The following is a 19,205-nucleotide window of genomic DNA, read 5'->3' as shown; positions in this document are numbered from 1 at the left end:
TTAAGACAAGAATATTTTTAAAACACGTAATTTAAAATGAAAAAAATAAATTATTTTTTAAGTTGTTGCTTTTTAGTGCTTAATGAGGTGTTTTTTAGAAGGAAATAAAATTACCTTTGTAGAGTATAAAAAAATATGGAAGAATCTTTACTTATAAATCAGTTTAAAACAGGTAATGTTAAAGCCTATGGAATTCTATATAAAAAGTATTATAAAGCATTAGTGGTTTATGCTAAGTTATTCGTAAAAGATTTACAAACAGCCGAAGACCTTACTCAAGATACATTTATTAAGCTTTTTGAAAAACGTACTATTCTGGAAATACATACTTCTTTTAAAGCATTATTATATACATCGGTTCGTAATGCATGTCTTAATTATATAAAACGAGAACAAAAAATGGTAGATGTACCAGATACAGAGGTTGAAAGAATTACAGATATAGAGGATGCTACTAAGGTAAGTACTGTAGAGATGGCAGAGAAACTTCATTTGGCAATAAAAAAGTTGCCAAAACAAAATCAAGAGATATTTACAATGAGTCGTTATAGAGGTTATACAAATGAAGAAATAGCAGAAGAGTTGGGTTTAACCAAGCGTACTGTAGAAACACATATAAGTAATGCACTTAAAAGGTTAAGAACAGAATTGGTAAATGTATTTTTAATTTTTTTTAATTTTTTTTGTACGTTTTACGTGTTTTTAATTTTAATGTTGTCTTATAGATAAGTACCTTATGGATGAAAATAAAAACATAGTAGACGATACACTAATTCTAAAATATTTAGAAAACAAAGCATCTGTCCAAGAAACTGTTCTAGTTGAGAAATGGATTACTTTAAAAAGTGATAATCTAACTTATTTTAATGAAACAAAGCAAATATGGGAAACGGCTATAATAGCTAAAGATTTTGAAAATATTAATGTGGATATTAGTTGGGAAGAGGTTAAAAATAAAATTAGCCCTAAAGAAAGTGTTAAATTTCGAGAAAAAATTGCTGTATTATGGAAAGTCGCTGCAATTCTATTGCTTTTACTAGCTATAGCAGTACCAGCATTATGGAATGATAGCAAAGTTATTATAGCTCATGATACAACTGAATTTACTTTACCAGACGGCACTTCTGTATGGTTAAAAAAAGGAAGTAAGCTTATTTATGATAACAATTTTAATGATAATAATCGCGAAATTGAATTAATTGGTGAAGGTTTTTTTAATGTTAAAAAAAATAAAAACAAACCATTTATTGTTGCGTTAAATAATACTAAAACTACAGTTTTAGGGACTCAGTTTAATTTACAGAGTAGACATCATGGTAAAGTAACATCTTTAGTTTTAGTAGAAGGTCGTGTAACATTTGCTAATAAAAACAATAAGCTTGTTGTGCTGCCAGGAGAATCTGTAATAGCTACGGATACTGGAACTATGAGTAAAACTAAAACTAAAAATGAGAATTTTGATTCTTGGAAAACTAAAAAATTAATTTTTAACCAAACCCCTTTGTCTAAGGTTATAACGGATTTAAGTAGTACTTATAATTTAACTATAGAATTAGAAAATAGTAAATTAAAAAATTGTACGCTTACTACAAAATTTGACCAAGCAAGCGTAAAAGAAGTTTTAGAAACTTTAGAGCTTTTATTTAAAATATCTGTTAAGAGAGAACGTGATTTTGTTTTGTTAAAAGGAGGGAATTGTTTGCAATAACTTATTGAGGTATTTAAAAAACATACTTGTTTATATTTTATTAGTATTTGGTTTGTCTCATGCCATTATAGCACAGGGTATTAACGAAGATATACTTTCTTTAAGACTATCTTTAAAAACCCAAGAAGAGAGCGTAAAAAATATATTAATTAAATTAGAAAAACTTTCTGGAGTAACATTTGCTTATTCAGAAACCTCTATTAATTTAGAGAGAAAAGTTTCTTTGAATTTAACTTTAAAACCACTTTCCGAAATTTTAAGAACACTTTTTACAAATACACAGTACCATTTTAAAAACCTAGGTAATCAAATTGTTATTTATCAAAACATAGAATTTAAAGATTGTATTTTAAGTGGTTATGTTAGAGAAAAAGGAACTCTTGAGGTATTGCCATATGCTACTATTTATATTGATGAATTAAAAAGAGGAACCATTACTAATGATTACGGTTTTTTTTCTATAAAGGTAAAAAAAGGGACTTATAAAATGACTATTTCTTATTTAGGATATCAGTCTGTAAATAAGGAGGTTGTAATTTCAAAAAATAAAACTTTAGTTTTCGAGTTACCTCCAGCTTATGAAAGTTTGGATGATGTAACTATAACCGCAAATAACACTTTACTTAAAGTAAGTAAATATTCACAAATGTCAACAATTCAGGTTACTAGTTCGCAAATAAAAGATACTCCTGCTTTATTGGGTGAAAATGATGTTTTAAAAACGATGCAACTTCTGCCAGGGATTCAATCTGGTACAGAAGGTAGTGCTCAGGTTTATATTCGTGGAGGCTCGCCAGATCAAAATTTAATTGTTTTGGATGAAGCTACTGTTTATAATTCGAATCATTTATTTGGGTTTTTATCTGTTTATAATGTAGATGCTATACAGTCTATAAAAACATATAAAGGAGCTTTTCCTGCAAGTTATGGAGGGCGGTTATCAGGAATTACTAATATAACTATGAAAGATGGTAATAAAGAAAAGTTTTCTGGAAATATAAATTTAGGAATATTATCATCATCTTTTACGTTACAAGGACCTTTAAAACAAAAACACACCTCTTTTTTAATAAGTGGAAGGCGCAGTTTTGCAGATTTAATTGCGAGTTCTTTTCAGCAAAATAATACAAATAAAACTAATTTATATTTCTATGATATGAATGTAAAATTGCATCATATACTTAATGAAAAAAATAATTTGTATTTGAGTAGTTATTTTGGGCAAGATTCATTTAAAGCAGAATTGAATGATACTAATAATATTAAAGAAAAGCTTAATTGGGGAAATATAACTGCAACTGCCAGATGGAATCATGAATATAATAATGCACTATTTTCTAATATATCCTTAATTTATAGTCGTTATAATCTAGATGCAGGTTATGAAAGGCTTTCAAATAACCAACGTACTATTTTTAATGCCCATTCTGGAATTGATGACTTTAGTTTGAAAACAGATTTTGATTATCACCTGAATCTAAAACATAATCTTGCATTTGGAGGAGCAGCAACTTTGCATTATTTTGTTCCAGAACAAAAGCATCTTTCGCAAGAAAATGAAATTAATGGAAAAAATAAGGAAGAGCTAAACTCTATAGAATCTTCTGCTTTTTTAGAAGATGTTATTTCATTTACAGAAAAAATAAAAACAACTATTGGTTTTCGAGCTAATTATTATAAAATAAAAGGATTTAAAGAATTATCTCTTGAGCCTAGATTATCTATAGCTTATCAGTTTTTAAATCAATATGCGTTGAAGGCATCTTATTCAAAAATGAATCAGTATGTACATTTATTGTCAAATACAGGAACAGGTTTATCTACAGATTTGTGGGTAAGTAGCACTAAAAATGTATTGCCGCAGCGCTCTCAGCAATATGCATTGGGGCTTGCAAAAGATTTTGATAATACTGGATATTCCCTAGAAATTGAAGGGTATTATAAAAGAATGAATAATATAATTACTTATAAAGAAGGCGCTTCATTTATAAATATTCAAGACTTACAAACTGGACAAAATATAAATTGGGAAGATAATATTACCTATGGCATAGGTTGGGCATACGGAGCAGAGTGCCTTTTAAAAAAACAAAGAGGGGCTTTACAAGGATGGTTTGGTTATACGTTATCCTGGTCTCAACGGCAATTTGATGAGATTAATGAAGGAAGAAAATACTTTTCTAGATATGACCAACGTCACAATATTTCATTAGTGGGCTTTTATAAGCCTTCTAATAAAGTGACATATTCTGCTTCCTGGATATATCGATCGGGGATTAACTTTACGGTAGCTAATCTACAAGGCTTAAGTAGTCATAATAATTTTCCAATAAGAGAAGGAGGTACAACATTTGATACTTTTGAAACCAATTCATTTGCAACAAATCGTAATAATATTAGGGGAGAGGCTACTCATAGATTAGATTTAGGGATTCAGTTTCATAAAATAACCCAACGAAAGCATCGTAGAACCTGGGGGTTTTCAATATACAATATATATGCTCGTAAAAACCCTTTTTTTTATTATGTAAATGATGGTCTATCATCTGTTTTTGGAATAGGAGATTCAGATTCAGAAGTTGTTACAGAAAAATCTTTAAGACGTGTATCTGCATTAGTATTTATACCTTCTATTAATTATTCTTATAAATTTTAATTATGAAAAAGATACTATATGTTATATTAGGAATTATTATTATGAGTTGCGATGAGGCTGTGAATATAGGTGACTTTGTAAATACGAAAGAAGAGTTAGTGTTAATTAATAGCTCTATATCTCCACAAGATAAAGTTTTAAAGGTAAGTGTTTCAAAAACAGCAGTATCTATAAATGATCTAGATACAGACGAATTAGAAGCTTTAGTAATAACAGATGCAATTGTATTGTTATCAAATGAAATAGGAGAAGAGGTTGCACTATTATACATACCAGAAACATTAAGCTATCAAATAGAATCTTCTAAGTTAGATATCATTGCTGGAAAAAGTTATAATTTAAGAGTTATTGTAGAAGAAAGAGAGTTTACTGCAACTTGTAATATTCCAAAAGGTATTGTAGCAGAAATTAATGGAGAAATTTCTAATAACTTAAATTCAGAAGGTGTTCTTAAAGAATCTGTAGTTATTTCTTTTAAAGATATTGGAGGAGAATCTAATTATTATGTTATAGGTGCAGAGTTGGAAGATTTTATTATTAAATCATTTTTAAATTTTGGAATACAACGTTTTGCAACAGACAATATTAAAGATGGAATTACCATATCTTCATTTGGCTTTTTTACACAAAAAGAAAATTCTACAATAACCAATATAGTATTACGTGTTGCTAATATGGAACCTATTCTATATAATAGTCTTTATGCTAATTATTTAAATAAAGAAAATGCTTCTAATCCTTTTTATGATGGAACTATACCTCCCACTAACATAAAGGGAGAAGGAGGGCATGGTGTTTTTGGAGGGTACCAATTAACAGAGAAAATTATTAAATATTAATTTAATATATAGTGTCTAATTTACCCTAAAAGGTTTTGTTTTCTATATCCTTATACTTAAGTTTGGTTATAAGTGTTTTCTAATTATGGCCTGAATATCTAAATTGTCTTTTTGAGGAATTAGAAAACCTTCTAAAGCTTCATTGTTACTAATCTGCTCCATTTTATCAATAAAACCATAGCCTAAATACGTTCCATTTTTAATTAACACAAAAGCATCTTCATTAATAGTTCTACCTTGTTCTTTTATTACTTGGGTTTCGGTACTATTATTTATATGTTCTATAGCTTTAATAACACGGTTATTGTATCTGTATTCTTGTTCTAAATCTTTACAGATGCCTTTACACGATTTAATAGTATAGTGAGAACAGAAGGCAACACCTTCTTGTAAGTGGCAATATTTAGGACATAAATTAAATTGTGTGCAAAGAGATTCAAGATAGGCTCTACATGTTATAATATCATGAAAAACTTTTAAAGGATTTGGACTTGACTTTAAGGTGTTAAAAGCGAGGTGTAAAATGCCCTTGCGGTCTTCGAAACTGAATATAGCATAGTTTTTAGGTTTACGTTTTGCTTGTTGATTATATTCTGGAAAGTGCTGTTTAATAGCGGCATCTTCCATAAGTAAAGCTATAAATTCACTTCCAGAGAGTTCAAAGTCTATGTCTGATGTTTCTCGGCACATGTCTAAGGATTTTTTTGTTTTACTGTAGAAATGACTTAAAACGCGTTTTTTTATGTCTTTTGCTTTACCTACATAAATGATTTTTCCTTTTTTATTTTTAAAATAATATATGCCAGCGGTATTGGGTAGGTTATTAAAAACAGATGTTGGTAGGTGAGAAGGTAATGTAGCTTCTTTGGAAGATTTTTTTAAAAAATCATTAAATATAGTTTCTGCATTCTCTTGGTTAAGTAGTATTTTAAATAAAATAACCGTTGCTTCTGCATCTCCTTTTGCTCTATGTCTAGCTGTAATATTTATATTTAAAGCAGTACAAAGTTTGCCTAAGCTATAAGATTTGTGGCCTGGTAAAAGCTTTCTAGATAATCGGATTGTACATAATTTTTTTCTTCTGAAATCAATATCTATAGCCTTGAATTCATTTCTTATAATATTGTAATCGAAACTAACATTATGTGCTACGAAAATAGTGCCTTCGGTTATTGATAGAATATCATTTGCTATTTCTGAAAATGTTGGAGCATTAGTTACCATGCCATTATCAATACCAGTTAAGGCTGTTATATAATCTGGAATTAAGGTTTGCGGATTGACTAAGGATGTAAATTCGTCGATAATCTCCTTACCATCAAATTTAAAAATAGATATTTCTGTAATCTGATTACTTTTACCTGTAGTTTCAACATCTATAATGCTGTACATCATTTTAAAACTTTTTCTAAGGTTTTAAGTTCAATGCCTAGTTGATTGAACATATTAATAATGCTACTTATTTTTAATTCTTCCTCACTATACTCTTGTGTGTTTATACTGCAGGTGAATTCCCAAAGTTCTAATACTTCACTAATAGGAACACTATAATTATTATACGCTTTGTTATCAGATATTAGTAATAGAGAGTTATCATGATTAATATTATTTTTAACACGTTTATATACCATGCCATCATTTAAAGTAATTAAAACATAAGTGCGACCACTTTTTATATCATTTCTATCTTCAATAAAACGACCAATCACAAAAGCTCCATCTTTCATGGGTAACATAGAATCACCTTTAATAGGGAAAGCACGATGTTTACCCGTTGGTAAAAAGGGGAGTTTTATTTTTTGAAGTTGCTCAATATATTCGGGATCATCATACCCTGCTAAATACCCTGCAGATGCTTTTATTGGCACTACTTCTATTAAATTCTCATTATCACTATTTACTGTAATAGGGAATAAGACACGCTGGTTATTTAACTCAATAAAAGAGAAATCTTTTGCTTTAGTTAGGTCATTACGGAGTAAAATATCTACAGGTATTTTAAAATAGTCTGATAGTTTTAAAAGCAACTCTATAGTAGGAGCAGAGCGACTTTCTTCATAAGATCCTACACGCGAACGTGTAATACCAAGTTCTTCGGCTAAACCTTCTTGAGATAGCTTTTTTAAACTCCTCAAATGCTTTATGTTTTTTGATATAAAATTCATGATACTACAAAAATAAGCAATAATTACTTAAATATGTAGTTAGAAATAAGCTGGATTACTATGTAGTATTATTATAAACATATAAGTGTCTGGTTTTGTTTATGAAAAAGAAGAAAAAACAGTTGAATAATCGTTAAGTGTATTTGTTTTGATATAGTAGTATTTTGAATGAATTATAATTGAATAACAAGTATGGTTTTTTACATAATCTCTCTTTTTGTAAGTACCTTGCCTTGTATTTTGTTAAGGTGTAAAATTTGCCACTGAATAAAGAAGCACCAATACAAACACTACTTTTCTGAAAAAAAAAGGTTACTCAGTCCTAAAAAAGATGGAACTAAGTAACATTAAATAATATTTACAAAAAATGGCTTTGTTTATTTTTTTACTTTTAAAACCTTTAGTTGGATTTGTAGTAAGAATTTCTTTTTCTGTTCTACTCGTTTTAAAATGACTTTCAAGTGCTTTTCTAACAGTGGATAGAGCACAAAAAAGAATTAATAGAGTTAATGAATCATTAATATCAAGAAATAATTCATTTTGTGCTCTTAATATTTTAAATTAAAAAGGAACAATTCTATAATTGAACTATTGTATTTTCTTTTAATAATTCTAAAATCTTTCTATTGTCCATTATATTTTTGTGAAAAATCCAGTTAAATATTGTTCTCTTCGATTTTTTATATCTTTTCTCTAAAGCGGTTATATTTTTGTTTATTAGGGCGTCATTGATTAAGTTATTTTTAATTTCGGTAATTAGTTTATCAGCATAAGTATCATCAATTTCTTCCCAGTTTTTGATTTCTGGACTTACTAATAGTTCTACGAAATTTTCTATATCAGAACTCCTCCAATAATTTGTTAATAAAACCTTATCTATTTTTATAGAAGAAATTTTATTAATTTTCTTAAGCGTTTTTTCAGCAGAGTTTAATCCGTTTTCAAACTTTAGTATTAGTTTTTTTATTTTTTTACTTGATTTTTTCAATATTTCTATGCATTATTAATCCATTTTATATTTTCCTATATGGTCTGTTAAATCACCTCCAAGATAAAGATAACCATTGTACTCTTCAATAGAACTAGCTTCCGAAACAAATTTACCAGTAGTATCGTAGTATGTTTTTAATATTGCCCCATTTTCGCTAATGTGCATAATCATACCAAAAGGTTCTTGTTTTGGTTGAAGCCAAAGCGGTATTCCAGATATTAATTTTTTTACTCCTACTTTTGGCTGAATTTTATCTAATAAATCATCTCTTCGAGTTGTGAACCCAAGCCAAAAACTGCCATCATCCCTTTTTGAAATTCCATTTGGAAGACCAGGCAGGTTTTCTATAAATATATCTGTTTCTCCTTTTTTTTCTCCTTTTAACCAATGTCTAACAACTCTATATTTAGTTAAATCAACCATTAACACAAAGTCATCATTTTTAGAGACAGCAACACCATTTCCAAAAAAAGAACTATCTATTACTGTTTTTACTTCTTCTGTTTCTGGGTTATAGCTGTAAAGACCACCATCGGGTTTTACTTCCAATAGAATTTTACGAGCATTTTTACGACTAAATGAATATTTAGAAGAAGTGTTAGAAAAATATATTATTCCATTACTAGCTATATCCACGTCATTTGGTATTAGGAATTTATTTCCATTTTTATCGTGACTTGCCAAAATTGTTATTTCTCCTTTTTTATCGACGCTTATTAGTCCTCTTTTTTGGTCGCAGGCAATAAGATTTTCATTTTTATCAAAATGTAATCCTGTTACCCAAGCATTTGTCTTACAAAAAATTGAAACCTTACCTGTAGGGTTAATTTTTAAAATTCTACCATCTGTGAAATCGTTTTTTGAAACATGAGCACCACAATATAGATTTCCTTGTTTATCTACAGCAATGTCTTCTGGGCCATACCAACCATTTAAATCGATCCATTCTGTTGAATTTAATAATTCATTTTCTGCTATAACTCCTTTTAATTCTGGTTTTATTGGAGGTAACCATGCTAATGGTTTTATAGCACAAGATTGAATTATTATGCTTGTTACGAGACCTATAATGAAGAATATACTTAATGATTTAATTATTTTTTTGACCCGCATTGTATTTGTTTTTTATAATACAAAGTGACTAAAAATTTAATTTGTTTGCATTGATATTTGTTAAGAAATGGATATTTCTTTTCTAATTCGACTTAACGATTCTGGAGCAATCCCAAGAAAGCTTGCAATTTGGTATTGCGGAACTCTTAGAACTATTTTTTCATTATAATTCTTAATAAAATCTAAGTATTTTTCTTTAGCAGTTTTAGTTTGCATTGTAATGGTTCTATCAAGGATACATAAGTAATTTTTTTCTGCTAAAACCCTCCCAAGTTTTTCAAATTTGGAAGACGCTTTATATAACTCCGTCAATGCTTGATATGATAACGAATAAACAATACTATCTTCAATAACTTCTAAATTTTCAAAAGAAGGTGTTTGTGTTATAAAACTAGAAAAGGCTGAAATAATCTGGTTATTACAAGCAAAATAAGTATTGACTTCTTTTCCGTTTTGCAAATGATATGTTCTTAATAAACCAGATTTAATAAAGTATAGATTATAAGCAATACCTCCTTCTTTAATTATTAAGGATTTAGTTTTAAACTCTTTTTGCTGTAGCTTTGTTTTAAAGTTTTGCCATTCAATTTCTGTTAAGCCAATTAGCTCTTTTAATATTATATATAGTTCATTCATTTATTATTTGAGACTATTTTTTTCCTAGAAACCTAGGGGAGTTTTGAGACTTCGTTTTTTATTGATATTAAGTCAAATATAAATGTTTTTACTTTTAATTTTTTGTAAACTTCAAATTTTCTAGCAAAGAAAAGAACTCTAAATCTTGAAATAAAGCATAAACCACTCTAAGTCTTTTAGTATTATTTATGGCATTTTTAATTTTAATTCAGGAAATGTTTCAAAAGCTATTTTAACACTTTCCTGTATCTTTGCATGTTTTTTTATTAGATTAAAATATAGCGCATTCCATTTTTACCTTTTAACATCGCTTGGTATGTGCCAAAGGTAATACCCTTTACGTCAACCCAGTTTAATGATACATTTGTGTTTATAGGAATTTCTCTTTTTTAAAATTTGATATATAAGATAGCTTTTTTTGGTGACTGTATTATCTTTAACTGAATGAATAAGTAAAAAAAGGTCTAGTAAAAATAGCTTCTTAGCTTTTCCAAAGGAGATAATAGGTTATATTGTATGGTTTTTGTATAGGTTAAAGACTAAGCTATTGAAGTGGAATAAAGTATTTTTATTAACTTAAAAATACTATAGTTATGAAGAGGGATTTTATTAATCTATTTTTTGTCTTTTTATTTGTTTCGCAACTGTCTGTTTCACAAGAGGTATCGATAGACTTTTCTGATTCATCAGATAATTTTACGGCTTTTTTAGGAAGTGGTTTTTCTTTTAATAAAGATCCTAATGATTCTGGAAATGATGTAGGACAATTTTTTAATGATGGATCTAATGCATGGCAGGGTTTTTCAATTGATTTAATAAAGCCTATTGATTTAGACTCTCAAAATATTCTTTCGTTATCATTCTATGGGTTTGATCCTAATACACATATTGTAACTTTAAAGTTAGAGGATGGTGAAAATCCTAATGTTCAGGTTACCCAAAATGTACCTTCTGGAGGTGGTTGGATAGATCATATTACTTTCAATTTTTCCAACGCAGTATTAAGTTCAGATGGTGTAACACCTGTTAATGCTGCTGGCACATATGGTAAATTAACAATTTTCATTGATGGAGGAGTTACAACTCCAGGAACTTATTTAATTGATAATTTTAGAGACGGCTCTGCAGGAACGGATCCAAACGCTATTGATGTAGAATACACAAATTTAGTTTGGGAAGATAATTTTGATATTCCTGAGGCTGTGAACCCCGATAATTGGCATCATCAAACACAACTACCGGCAGGAGGAAGTTGGTTTAATGGAGAAGAACAACATTATACAAATCGTTTAGAAAATTCTTTTGTTGATAACGGTTTTTTAAATATCGTAGCCATAAAAGAATCTTTTACATATCAAGGAATAACAAAGGAATATACCTCTGCAAGATTAAATTCAAAATTTGCATTTACCTATGGTAGGGTAGATGTTAGAGCGAAATTACCTGAAGGAGCAGGAACCTGGCCAGCAATTTGGATGTTGGGTAAGAATATTGATGAAAATGGTGGGTTTTGGGATTCAAGTTTTGGCACAACAAATTGGCCTGCTTGTGGCGAGATAGATATTATGGAGCATGGTTTAGGTGCTGTAAATCATGTATCAAGCGCATTGCATACCTCATGTGCTGGTTGTTTTGGTAATACGATGAATACGAATTCTAAGGAAATTAGCGATGTAGTAAATAATTTTCATATATATTCGGTTAATTGGTCTCCTAATCAAATTACTTTTTTAATTGATGGTGAAGTCTATTATGTTTATAATCCACTGGTTAAGGATGCGAGTACATGGCCATTTGATGCCGATCAATATATTTTGTTGAACATAGCAATGGGGGGCATTGCAGGAACCATAGATTCTAGGTTTACTAAGAGTGCTATGGTTATAGATTACGTTAAAGTGTATCAAGCAGATGTATTAAGTATTGAAGATAGTTTTAGTTTAAATGATGCTATACGTGTTTATCCTAACCCCACGAATGATAAGGTTTATGTAACTACTAAAGTGCTTTTAAGTAGTTTAGCACTTTACGATGTTTTCGGTAAGTTAATACTCAGAAAAGTAAAAGACACTATTAGTATAGATTTGGGTAGTGTAAATTCTGGTGTTTATTTTCTTGAGGTCTATTCGAACAATGAAAAAGTGGTGAAAAAAGTAATTGTTAATTAATAGTTATGTTTAATCTATAATTAGTAATATCAAGTTATTTGGCTTTTGTCTATTTATTAATTTATTAAGAACTAGTTATATTATTTGAATTAATCAGAAAGTAATTATAGGTTTAGATAAATTTTTAAAGTTTAGTTACTATTTAACACCGCTTTTTAAGAGAGTTAAAATAAAGCTTTAATCTAAAGCATTTTTGGTAACAAACCATCTCCAGCCTATAATAGCCATTTGTAATTTGTTTGCTTTAGCTAAATCTAATTGTTGTTTAGAGTAACTTGGTAATATAGTTTTATTAACCTTTGCTAAAAATTTGAATATTTGCTTTTGCATTTTTTAGAGCTTCTTAGAAGACAAAAATAGTAAAACTTATTCTAGACTAAGCTTTATCTATAAAGGTGTTAAATAATTGAAACAATAAATAAAATTATTTCAATTAGAAGTTTTGCAAGTGTTATCATAAATTTTCAGTTTTTTAGGTTAGTAAATAGTTAATTAGATCAATGTTTTTTGAAGATATATATTTACTAATATGCTTACCAAATGTTTTTTAATAAATCGATGAAATTGAATACGAATATGTAACTTTAAAAATTAAAATGGTTTTAATAGAAAAGTGACTTTCTTTGTTTTAGTTTCATTTTGCAATTAATAATTACGTTTTATGTTTTAATTTGATACTATTGTAGGGTTTTTTTTGAATTAATTTTAAAAACTAAGGGGCTTTTGGTAAAATAAATATTGTTTTTTAAGTGTTTTATCTTTGAACTCGTCTTTTTATATTTCCTAAAAAATGTCCAAAATTCACCCATGTTTCAGTTATTTTTTAATGCGTAATGGTGCTATGACCTTTAAAAAGCAACTTTATCTGAGCAAACTTTGATCCATTTTCGGTTAAAAACAAAAAGTCAATATGAGTTCTTTAAATAAAAATGGAATTATAATAAATAACTACCTTTAGGTAGTGGGTTTGTGTAGAATAAATACTTTTGAGTCTTTTAATTTTAGCTTTAGATAAGAAGTCAAAAACCTTAATTAAAAAAAGGTTAATCGTAGATTCTTATATTATCTTCGCAAAAAAAAAATTATGAGTTTACTTTGGGTTTTACTAGGCTTTATTTTATTAGTCATAGGTGGTGAGTTTTTAGTGCGTTCGTCTGTTGCTTTATCATTTAAGTTTAATATATCTAAAATGATTATTGGTATGACGGTGGTATCGTTTGCTACCTCTGCCCCAGAATTATTAGTGAGTCTTCAAGCAGCTTTGTCTGGTTCGTCTGCTATTGCTATAAATAATGTAGTAGGTTCTAATATTGCAAATATTGGTTTGGTATTAGGTATTACGGCTATGGTTGGATCTATTGCTGTAGATAAATCTTTTTATAAAGTTAATTGGCCAGTAATGATGGTATTTTCAATGGTATTGTATTATTTTCTTAAAAATGATAATGTATTAACAGCTATTGAAGGAGGGTTCTTATTTGTAGGGCTTATCGTATTTTTAATTATCCTTATTAAAGGAGCCAAGAAAGATACAGTTGTAAGTGATGAGGTTGATGATACTTTATCTGTAGTATCTAATTTTAAAATACTTTTATGGTTAATTATAGGTGCTACTGCACTTTATTTTGGTAGCGAATGGTTAGTAAGTGGAGCTAAAGATATAGCTGAAGATGTAGGAGTTAGTGAGGCTGTAATTGGTGTGTCCTTAATAGCTATTGGTACTAGTGTGCCAGAATTAGCAGCTTCTGTTATTGCAGCTGCTAAGCAAGAAAAAGCTATTTCTTTAGGTAATTTAATAGGTTCGAATATTTTTAATATAGCTTCTGTTTTAGGGTTAACGGCCATGGTTAAACCTATACCTGTTACTGAGCCTCAAATATTATCTAATGATATTTTTTGGATGCTAGGTATTTCAGCAATACTATTACCATTAATTTTCTTGCCAAAACAATTGCAAATAAGTAGAATCAAAGGGTTCTTTTTAGTGATGGCTTACGGGGTTTTTATGTTTTTTGTATTTACTTCAGGTAAACTGTAATTTTAATATGTAAACTTAACAATCATTTAAAAGTAGGCTATTAACATATAGTTATATTAACCTTTACATAGAGATAATTTAATTTGTGAGTCGTTTCTTTCGCTATTATTAATTATAAAGAAATAAAGGGAATGAAAAAAATTAAGTTTATAGGAATTCTTATCTTTTCGTTATTCGTAAGTATAGTTTCATGCGATAAAACAGATGATAGAGAAGGAGGTGTTGTTGAGAAGCCATTAGTAATTGCCCATAGAGGAGCGCAATCTGTTTTTCCAGAACATACATTAGAAGCTTATGCAAAGGGCATTGAATTAGGTGCAGATTTTATTGAACCAGATTTGGTTATGACTAAAGATGGTGTGCTAATTGCTCGTCACGAACCATTTATGTCAGGTACAACCAATGTTGCCGACTTGCTGGAATTTGCGAATTTAAAAACCACAAAAAATTTAGATGGTAAAGAAATTACAGATTGGTTTGCTTCAGATTTTACTCTAGCTCAAATAAAACGTTTAAGAGCTAAACAACCAAGGTCAGATAGGTCTAATCAGTTTGATGGCTTATATCAAATTCCAACATTAAAGGAGATTATAGCATTAACAAAGTTGAAAACAGGAGCACAAGGGAAAGTAGTAGGGATTTATCCAGAAATGAAGCACCCTTATTTTCATAATAAATTAGGTTTAGCGATAGAAGATGCGCTTTTAGAGGTGTTAGATTCTGAAAAAATGAATTCATACGATGCTCCAGTTTTTGTTCAGTGTTTCGAAGTAGCACCATTACAGTATATCAATTCGAAATCTACGGTTAAATTAGTGCAATTAATTTCTACTTATAATGTAAATAACGATGGTACTTTAGATTATAATGTACCAACAGGTGATTTTATTTCTTATGCGTCACCATTTGATTTTTATGTCAATGGTGATAATAGAACCTATGAGTATTTCACAACCGAAGAAGGTATGCGTTTTACTTCTACATATGCAGATGGTATAGGACCTTGGAAACCATTTATTATTTCTTTTTCAAAAGATGCAAATAATAATATTACAGTATTACCAGCAACAAATTTTGTAGACTTAGCACATAAATATGATTTAAAAGTACACCCATATACATTTAGAAATGAAGATGAAAAATGGAGTAAAGGAAATTCTGAAGCAGAATACCATTTGTTTTTCGATGCAGGTGTCGATGGTATATTTACAGATTATACAGATGCGGCTGTTAAGGCAGTATCAACTTGGAAACCTAAATAAAAAGTTATTATTTATATATCAAAAATAAAAGCGTTTACAAAAATATTGTAAACGCTTTTATTATGAACAAAATGTTAAAATGTTGTGGACTAAAGTTATTAAATTTTAGCAGATTTAACAGTTTTAATAATACGTCCAGCAATTTTATAAGGATCTCCATTAGAAGCAGGTCTTCTATCTTCTAACCAGCCTTTCCAACCTTTTTCTACTGTAATAATTGGAATACGAATAGATGCTCCACGATCAGATACTCCGTAAGAGAAATCTGTAATTGAAGCGGTTTCATGTAAACCAGTTAAACGTTGGTCGTTAAAGGCTCCATAAACCTCTATATGTTCTTTAGTTACAGGACGGAATGCTTCACAAATAGCTTCGTAAGTTTCTTTAGAACCACAAGTTCTTAAAACCTCATTAGAGAAATTAGCGTGCATACCAGAACCATTCCAGTCACCTTTAATTGGTTTTGGATGGTACTCAATGTAGTAACCATATTTTTCAGTTAATCTGTCTAATAAATATCTAGCAATCCATATTTCGTCACCAGCTTTTTTAGCACCCTTAGCGAATAATTGGAACTCCCATTGTCCAGCAGCAACCTCTTGGTTAATACCTTCAAAATTTAAACCAGCATCGATACATAAATCTGCATGTTCTTCAACTAAATCTCTACCCCAAGTATTTTTTCCACCAACAGAGCAGTAGTACATACCTTGAGGACCAGGGTAACCACCAATAGGGAAACCTAATGGTAATTGAGTAGCTGTATCCATTATGAAATACTCTTGCTCAAAACCAAACCAGAAATCATTATCATCATCATCAATAGTAGCTCTACCATTTGATTCATGAGGAGTTCCATCAGCATTTAAAACTTCTGTCATTACTAAGTAACCATTTCTACGTTCTGGATCTGGATAAATAGCAACAGGTTTTAATAAACAGTCAGAAGATCCACCTTCAGCTTGTTGAGTCGAAGACCCATCAAAAGACCAATTTCCTAATTCTTCTAATGTTCCCTTGAAGTTTTCATGCTCCTCTACCTTAGTTTTACTTCTCAAGTTTTGAGTTGGCTTATAACCATCTAACCAAAGGTATTCTAATTTAATTTTTGCCATAATGAATATTTTAATAAAATGTAATATTGATAATAATTTCACAAATATAAATTTTTATACATTTACTTAAAATTTATAGGGGGTGTTTTAATGAAAAGGTTAGTTATTTTTATTTATACCCCATTTTTTTAAGGTTTATTTAAAAAAAAGACCATTATTTTATATAAATACTGAAAAAATGTTAACAATAAGTTTTCTTGTTTTAAGTTTTTATTGTTTTGGTGTTTATTTTTGTCCAGTAATTTATTTTCAAAATATTTTAATTAATTTAATTAAGAATGTCAACATTAAGATTTCATGCTATAAAAGAATCTCTGGCTTATAAAGCAATTGTGGTAGAAGAGAAAGAGCGTCGGTCAGATTTATTTGGTAAGAATGTATTTAATGAAAATACAATGCGTCAATATTTAACCAAAGATGCTTTTAAAGGCGTTACAAATGCTATTCAATACGGGAAGAAAATTGATAGAAATATAGCAGATCAAGTAGCATCTTCAATGAAAGATTGGGCCTTATCCAAAGGCGTAACACATTATACACACTGGTTTCAACCATTAACAGGATCTACAGCAGAAAAGCATGATGCTTTTTTTGAAACGATAGGAGACGGTATGTCTATCGAAAAATTTGGAGGCACTCAACTAGTACAGCAAGAACCAGATGCCTCTAGTTTTCCTAGTGGTGGTATTAGAAATACTTTTGAAGCAAGAGGATATACTGCTTGGGATCCTACATCTCCAGCGTTTATTTATGAAACAACGTTGTGTATTCCAACCATTTTTGTGGCTTACACAGGAGAAGCTTTAGATTATAAAACACCATTATTAAGAGCGTTACATGCGGTAGATAATGCAGCAACTGCAGTTTGTAAATATTTTGATAAAAACGTAAAAAAAGTATCTTCTTCGCTAGGTTGGGAACAAGAATATTTTTTAATAGATAAAATGTTGGCAGCAAGTCGTCCAGATATAACGTTAACAGGGCGTACATTATTAGGGCATTCTTCGGCAAAAGGTCAACAATTAGATGATCATTATTTTGGCTCCATTCCTAACAGAGCATTAAATTTTATGCGGGAGTTGGAAACCGAATGTATGCTTTTAGGAATACCTGTAAAAACAAGGCATAATGAAGTCGCTCCAAATCAGTTTGAATTAGCACCAATTTTTGAAGAAGCAAATTTAGCGGTAGATCATAACTCATTGTTAATGGACATTATGGGACGTGTAGCATCTCGTCATAATTTTAAAGTATTATTACATGAAAAACCATTTGCAGGTGTAAATGGGTCTGGAAAACATAACAATTGGTCACTATCTACAGACACGGGAATAAACTTGTTAGCTCCAGGTAAAACTCCAATGAGTAATTTACAATTCTTAACATTTTTTATAAATACTATTAAAGCAGTTCATGAGCATGAGTCACTTTTAAGAGCAGCTATAACATCTGCTAGTAATGATCATAGATTAGGAGCCAATGAAGCGCCACCAGCAATTATTTCTGTATTTATAGGAGAGCAGTTAACAAAAGTTTTAGAAGAGCTAGAAGGCGTTACTAAAGGTAAATTATCACCTCAAGAAAAAACAGAATTAAAGCTTAATGTTGTTGGTAAAATACCAGATGTCTTATTAGATAATACAGATAGAAACAGAACATCTCCTTTCGCCTTTACGGGTAATAAATTTGAGTTTAGAGCCGTAGGGTCTACAGCTAATTGTGGAAACCCTATGACAGTATTAAATACTATTGTAGCTAAACAATTAAAAGATTTTAAAATAGAAGTAGACGTATTAATAGATAAAAAGGATTTAAAGAAAGACGAAGCTGTTTTTAACGTATTAAGAGAATATATTAAATCTTGTAGAGATATTTTATTTGAAGGTAATGGTTATGGCGAAGCTTGGGAAGCAGAAGCAAAAAAACGAGGTTTAAGTAATAATAAAACAACTCCCGAAGCCTTAAAAGCTAGGGTTTCTAAAGAAAGTATTGCGCTATTTGAAGAAATGAATGTAATGAGTAAAATTGAAACCGAAGCACGTTATGAAATAGAAATAGAAGCTTACATTAAGCATATTCAAATAGAAAGTCGTGTGTTAGGAGATATTGCCCGTAATCACATTGTGCCAACAGCAGTTAAGTATCAAAATGTTTTGATAGAAAATGTAAGAGGTTTAAAAGAAATTTTTGATAAAAAATTTAAGACAGTTTCTAAGGAGCAAATCAATTTAATAGAGGAAATATCTAGTCATATAGAAGGCATTAATGTTAATGTTACGAAAATGATTGAAGAAAGAAAGAAAGCAAATAACATGGAAGCAGTAGAAAAGAAAGCGATAGCTTACTGTAATCACGTGAAGGCCTTGTTTGAAGATATTCGTTACCATTGCGATAAATTAGAGCTTTTGGTAGATGATGAGGTTTGGCCTTTAACTAAGTATAGAGAGTTATTGTTTACAAGGTAGTGTTTTTAGGGCGTTACCCAAGGGTCGGGCTTTCAGTAGTCGCTCTCTG

General features: G+C 29.7%; 15 protein-coding genes. 8 read left to right on the top strand and 7 right to left on the bottom strand.

Translation table 11 applies throughout. From position 1 onward, the window contains the following. Window positions 1-135: 135 nt before the first annotated feature. From A8C32_RS17050 to A8C32_RS17035, 4 genes are read left to right on the top strand one after another with little or no spacing between them, the layout of a single operon-like run. Window positions 136-729 (top strand): RNA polymerase sigma-70 factor, encoded by a 594-nt coding sequence (locus tag A8C32_RS17050; protein WP_069831604.1) that lies wholly within the window; start codon window positions 136-138, stop codon window positions 727-729. Window positions 730-736: 7 nt separating this feature from the next. After that, on the top strand, window positions 737-1,708 hold the full coding sequence (locus tag A8C32_RS17045) for a FecR family protein (protein WP_069831603.1): 972 nt from the start codon (window positions 737-739) through the stop codon (window positions 1,706-1,708). 4 nt (window positions 1,709-1,712) lie between these two features. After that, window positions 1,713-4,364 (top strand): TonB-dependent receptor, encoded by a 2,652-nt coding sequence (locus A8C32_RS17040; RefSeq protein WP_083253403.1) that lies wholly within the window; start codon window positions 1,713-1,715, stop codon window positions 4,362-4,364. Window positions 4,365-4,366: 2 nt separating this feature from the next. Beyond that, window positions 4,367-5,203: a DUF4249 family protein gene (locus tag A8C32_RS17035; RefSeq protein WP_069831602.1), complete on the top strand. Its 837-nt coding sequence runs from the start codon at window positions 4,367-4,369 to the stop codon at window positions 5,201-5,203. A 66-nt stretch (window positions 5,204-5,269) separates the two neighbouring features. Here the strand turns inward: A8C32_RS17035 and A8C32_RS17030 are convergent, their stop codons facing one another. The 5 genes from A8C32_RS17030 to A8C32_RS17010 form a co-directional block, all read right to left on the bottom strand. Further along, on the bottom strand, window positions 5,270-6,598 hold the full coding sequence (locus A8C32_RS17030; protein ID WP_069831601.1) for an exonuclease domain-containing protein: 1,329 nt from the start codon (window positions 6,596-6,598) through the stop codon (window positions 5,270-5,272). After that, window positions 6,595-7,368 (bottom strand): XRE family transcriptional regulator, encoded by a 774-nt coding sequence (locus A8C32_RS17025; RefSeq protein WP_069831600.1) that lies wholly within the window; start codon window positions 7,366-7,368, stop codon window positions 6,595-6,597. The genes A8C32_RS17030 and A8C32_RS17025 overlap by 4 nt, the downstream gene beginning before the upstream one ends. A gap of 577 nt (window positions 7,369-7,945) precedes the next feature. Further along, window positions 7,946-8,356: a hypothetical protein gene (locus A8C32_RS17020; protein WP_069831599.1), complete on the bottom strand. Its 411-nt coding sequence runs from the start codon at window positions 8,354-8,356 to the stop codon at window positions 7,946-7,948. Between the two features lie 15 nt (window positions 8,357-8,371). Further along, window positions 8,372-9,472 carry an SMP-30/gluconolactonase/LRE family protein gene (locus A8C32_RS17015; RefSeq protein WP_069831598.1) on the bottom strand — a complete coding sequence of 367 codons (1,101 nt, stop codon included), beginning with the start codon at window positions 9,470-9,472 and terminating at the stop codon, window positions 8,372-8,374. A 60-nt stretch (window positions 9,473-9,532) separates the two neighbouring features. After that, on the bottom strand, window positions 9,533-10,108 hold the full coding sequence (locus tag A8C32_RS17010; RefSeq protein ID WP_069831597.1) for a Crp/Fnr family transcriptional regulator: 576 nt from the start codon (window positions 10,106-10,108) through the stop codon (window positions 9,533-9,535). Window positions 10,109-10,701: 593 nt separating this feature from the next. On the opposite strand from A8C32_RS17010, the gene A8C32_RS17005 reads away from it, so the two are divergent. Beyond that, window positions 10,702-12,276 (top strand): family 16 glycosylhydrolase, encoded by a 1,575-nt coding sequence (locus A8C32_RS17005; protein WP_069831596.1) that lies wholly within the window; start codon window positions 10,702-10,704, stop codon window positions 12,274-12,276. Window positions 12,277-12,453: 177 nt separating this feature from the next. Here the strand turns inward: A8C32_RS17005 and A8C32_RS17000 are convergent, their stop codons facing one another. Then, window positions 12,454-12,606: an SsrA-binding protein gene (locus tag A8C32_RS17000; RefSeq protein WP_069831595.1), complete on the bottom strand. Its 153-nt coding sequence runs from the start codon at window positions 12,604-12,606 to the stop codon at window positions 12,454-12,456. 754 nt (window positions 12,607-13,360) lie between these two features. Here A8C32_RS17000 and A8C32_RS16995 point away from each other — a divergent pair. Beyond that, window positions 13,361-14,314 carry a calcium/sodium antiporter gene (locus tag A8C32_RS16995; RefSeq protein WP_069831594.1) on the top strand — a complete coding sequence of 318 codons (954 nt, stop codon included), beginning with the start codon at window positions 13,361-13,363 and terminating at the stop codon, window positions 14,312-14,314. 131 nt (window positions 14,315-14,445) lie between these two features. Further along, window positions 14,446-15,576, top strand: a complete 1,131-nt coding sequence (locus tag A8C32_RS16990; RefSeq protein WP_069831593.1) for a glycerophosphodiester phosphodiesterase — start codon at window positions 14,446-14,448, stop codon at window positions 15,574-15,576. 98 nt (window positions 15,577-15,674) lie between these two features. Here A8C32_RS16990 and A8C32_RS16985 read toward each other — a convergent pair whose 3' ends face one another. Continuing rightward, complete coding sequence (locus A8C32_RS16985) at window positions 15,675-16,691, bottom strand: glutamine synthetase beta-grasp domain-containing protein (protein ID WP_069831592.1); 1,017 nt, start codon at window positions 16,689-16,691, stop codon at window positions 15,675-15,677. 278 nt (window positions 16,692-16,969) lie between these two features. Between A8C32_RS16985 and A8C32_RS16980 the strand changes: the two genes are divergently transcribed. Then, window positions 16,970-19,156 (top strand): glutamine synthetase III family protein, encoded by a 2,187-nt coding sequence (locus tag A8C32_RS16980; RefSeq protein ID WP_069831591.1) that lies wholly within the window; start codon window positions 16,970-16,972, stop codon window positions 19,154-19,156. Window positions 19,157-19,205: the final 49 nt, after the last annotated feature.

The sequence above is a fragment of the Flavivirga aquatica genome (genome assembly GCF_001747085.1).
GTDB lineage: Bacteria > Bacteroidota > Bacteroidia > Flavobacteriales > Flavobacteriaceae > Algibacter_C > Algibacter_C aquatica.
This window is presented reverse-complemented; position numbering and strand designations above follow the sequence as displayed.

Coding starts and splice junctions, on each gene's coding strand:
- A8C32_RS17050 (WP_069831604.1), top strand. CDS start 136: ATGGAAGAATCTTTACTTATAAATCAGTTTAAAACAGGTAATGTTAAA.
- A8C32_RS17045 (WP_069831603.1), top strand. CDS start 737: ATGGATGAAAATAAAAACATAGTAGACGATACACTAATTCTAAAATAT.
- A8C32_RS17035 (WP_069831602.1), top strand. CDS start 4,367: ATGAAAAAGATACTATATGTTATATTAGGAATTATTATTATGAGTTGC.
- A8C32_RS17030 (WP_069831601.1), bottom strand. CDS start 6,598: ATGATGTACAGCATTATAGATGTTGAAACTACAGGTAAAAGTAATCAG.
- A8C32_RS17025 (WP_069831600.1), bottom strand. CDS start 7,368: ATGAATTTTATATCAAAAAACATAAAGCATTTGAGGAGTTTAAAAAAG.
- A8C32_RS17015 (WP_069831598.1), bottom strand. CDS start 9,472: ATGCGGGTCAAAAAAATAATTAAATCATTAAGTATATTCTTCATTATA.
- A8C32_RS17010 (WP_069831597.1), bottom strand. CDS start 10,108: ATGAATGAACTATATATAATATTAAAAGAGCTAATTGGCTTAACAGAA.
- A8C32_RS17005 (WP_069831596.1), top strand. CDS start 10,702: ATGAAGAGGGATTTTATTAATCTATTTTTTGTCTTTTTATTTGTTTCG.
- A8C32_RS17000 (WP_069831595.1), bottom strand. CDS start 12,606: ATGCAAAAGCAAATATTCAAATTTTTAGCAAAGGTTAATAAAACTATA.
- A8C32_RS16995 (WP_069831594.1), top strand. CDS start 13,361: ATGAGTTTACTTTGGGTTTTACTAGGCTTTATTTTATTAGTCATAGGT.
- A8C32_RS16990 (WP_069831593.1), top strand. CDS start 14,446: ATGAAAAAAATTAAGTTTATAGGAATTCTTATCTTTTCGTTATTCGTA.
- A8C32_RS16985 (WP_069831592.1), bottom strand. CDS start 16,691: ATGGCAAAAATTAAATTAGAATACCTTTGGTTAGATGGTTATAAGCCA.
- A8C32_RS16980 (WP_069831591.1), top strand. CDS start 16,970: ATGTCAACATTAAGATTTCATGCTATAAAAGAATCTCTGGCTTATAAA.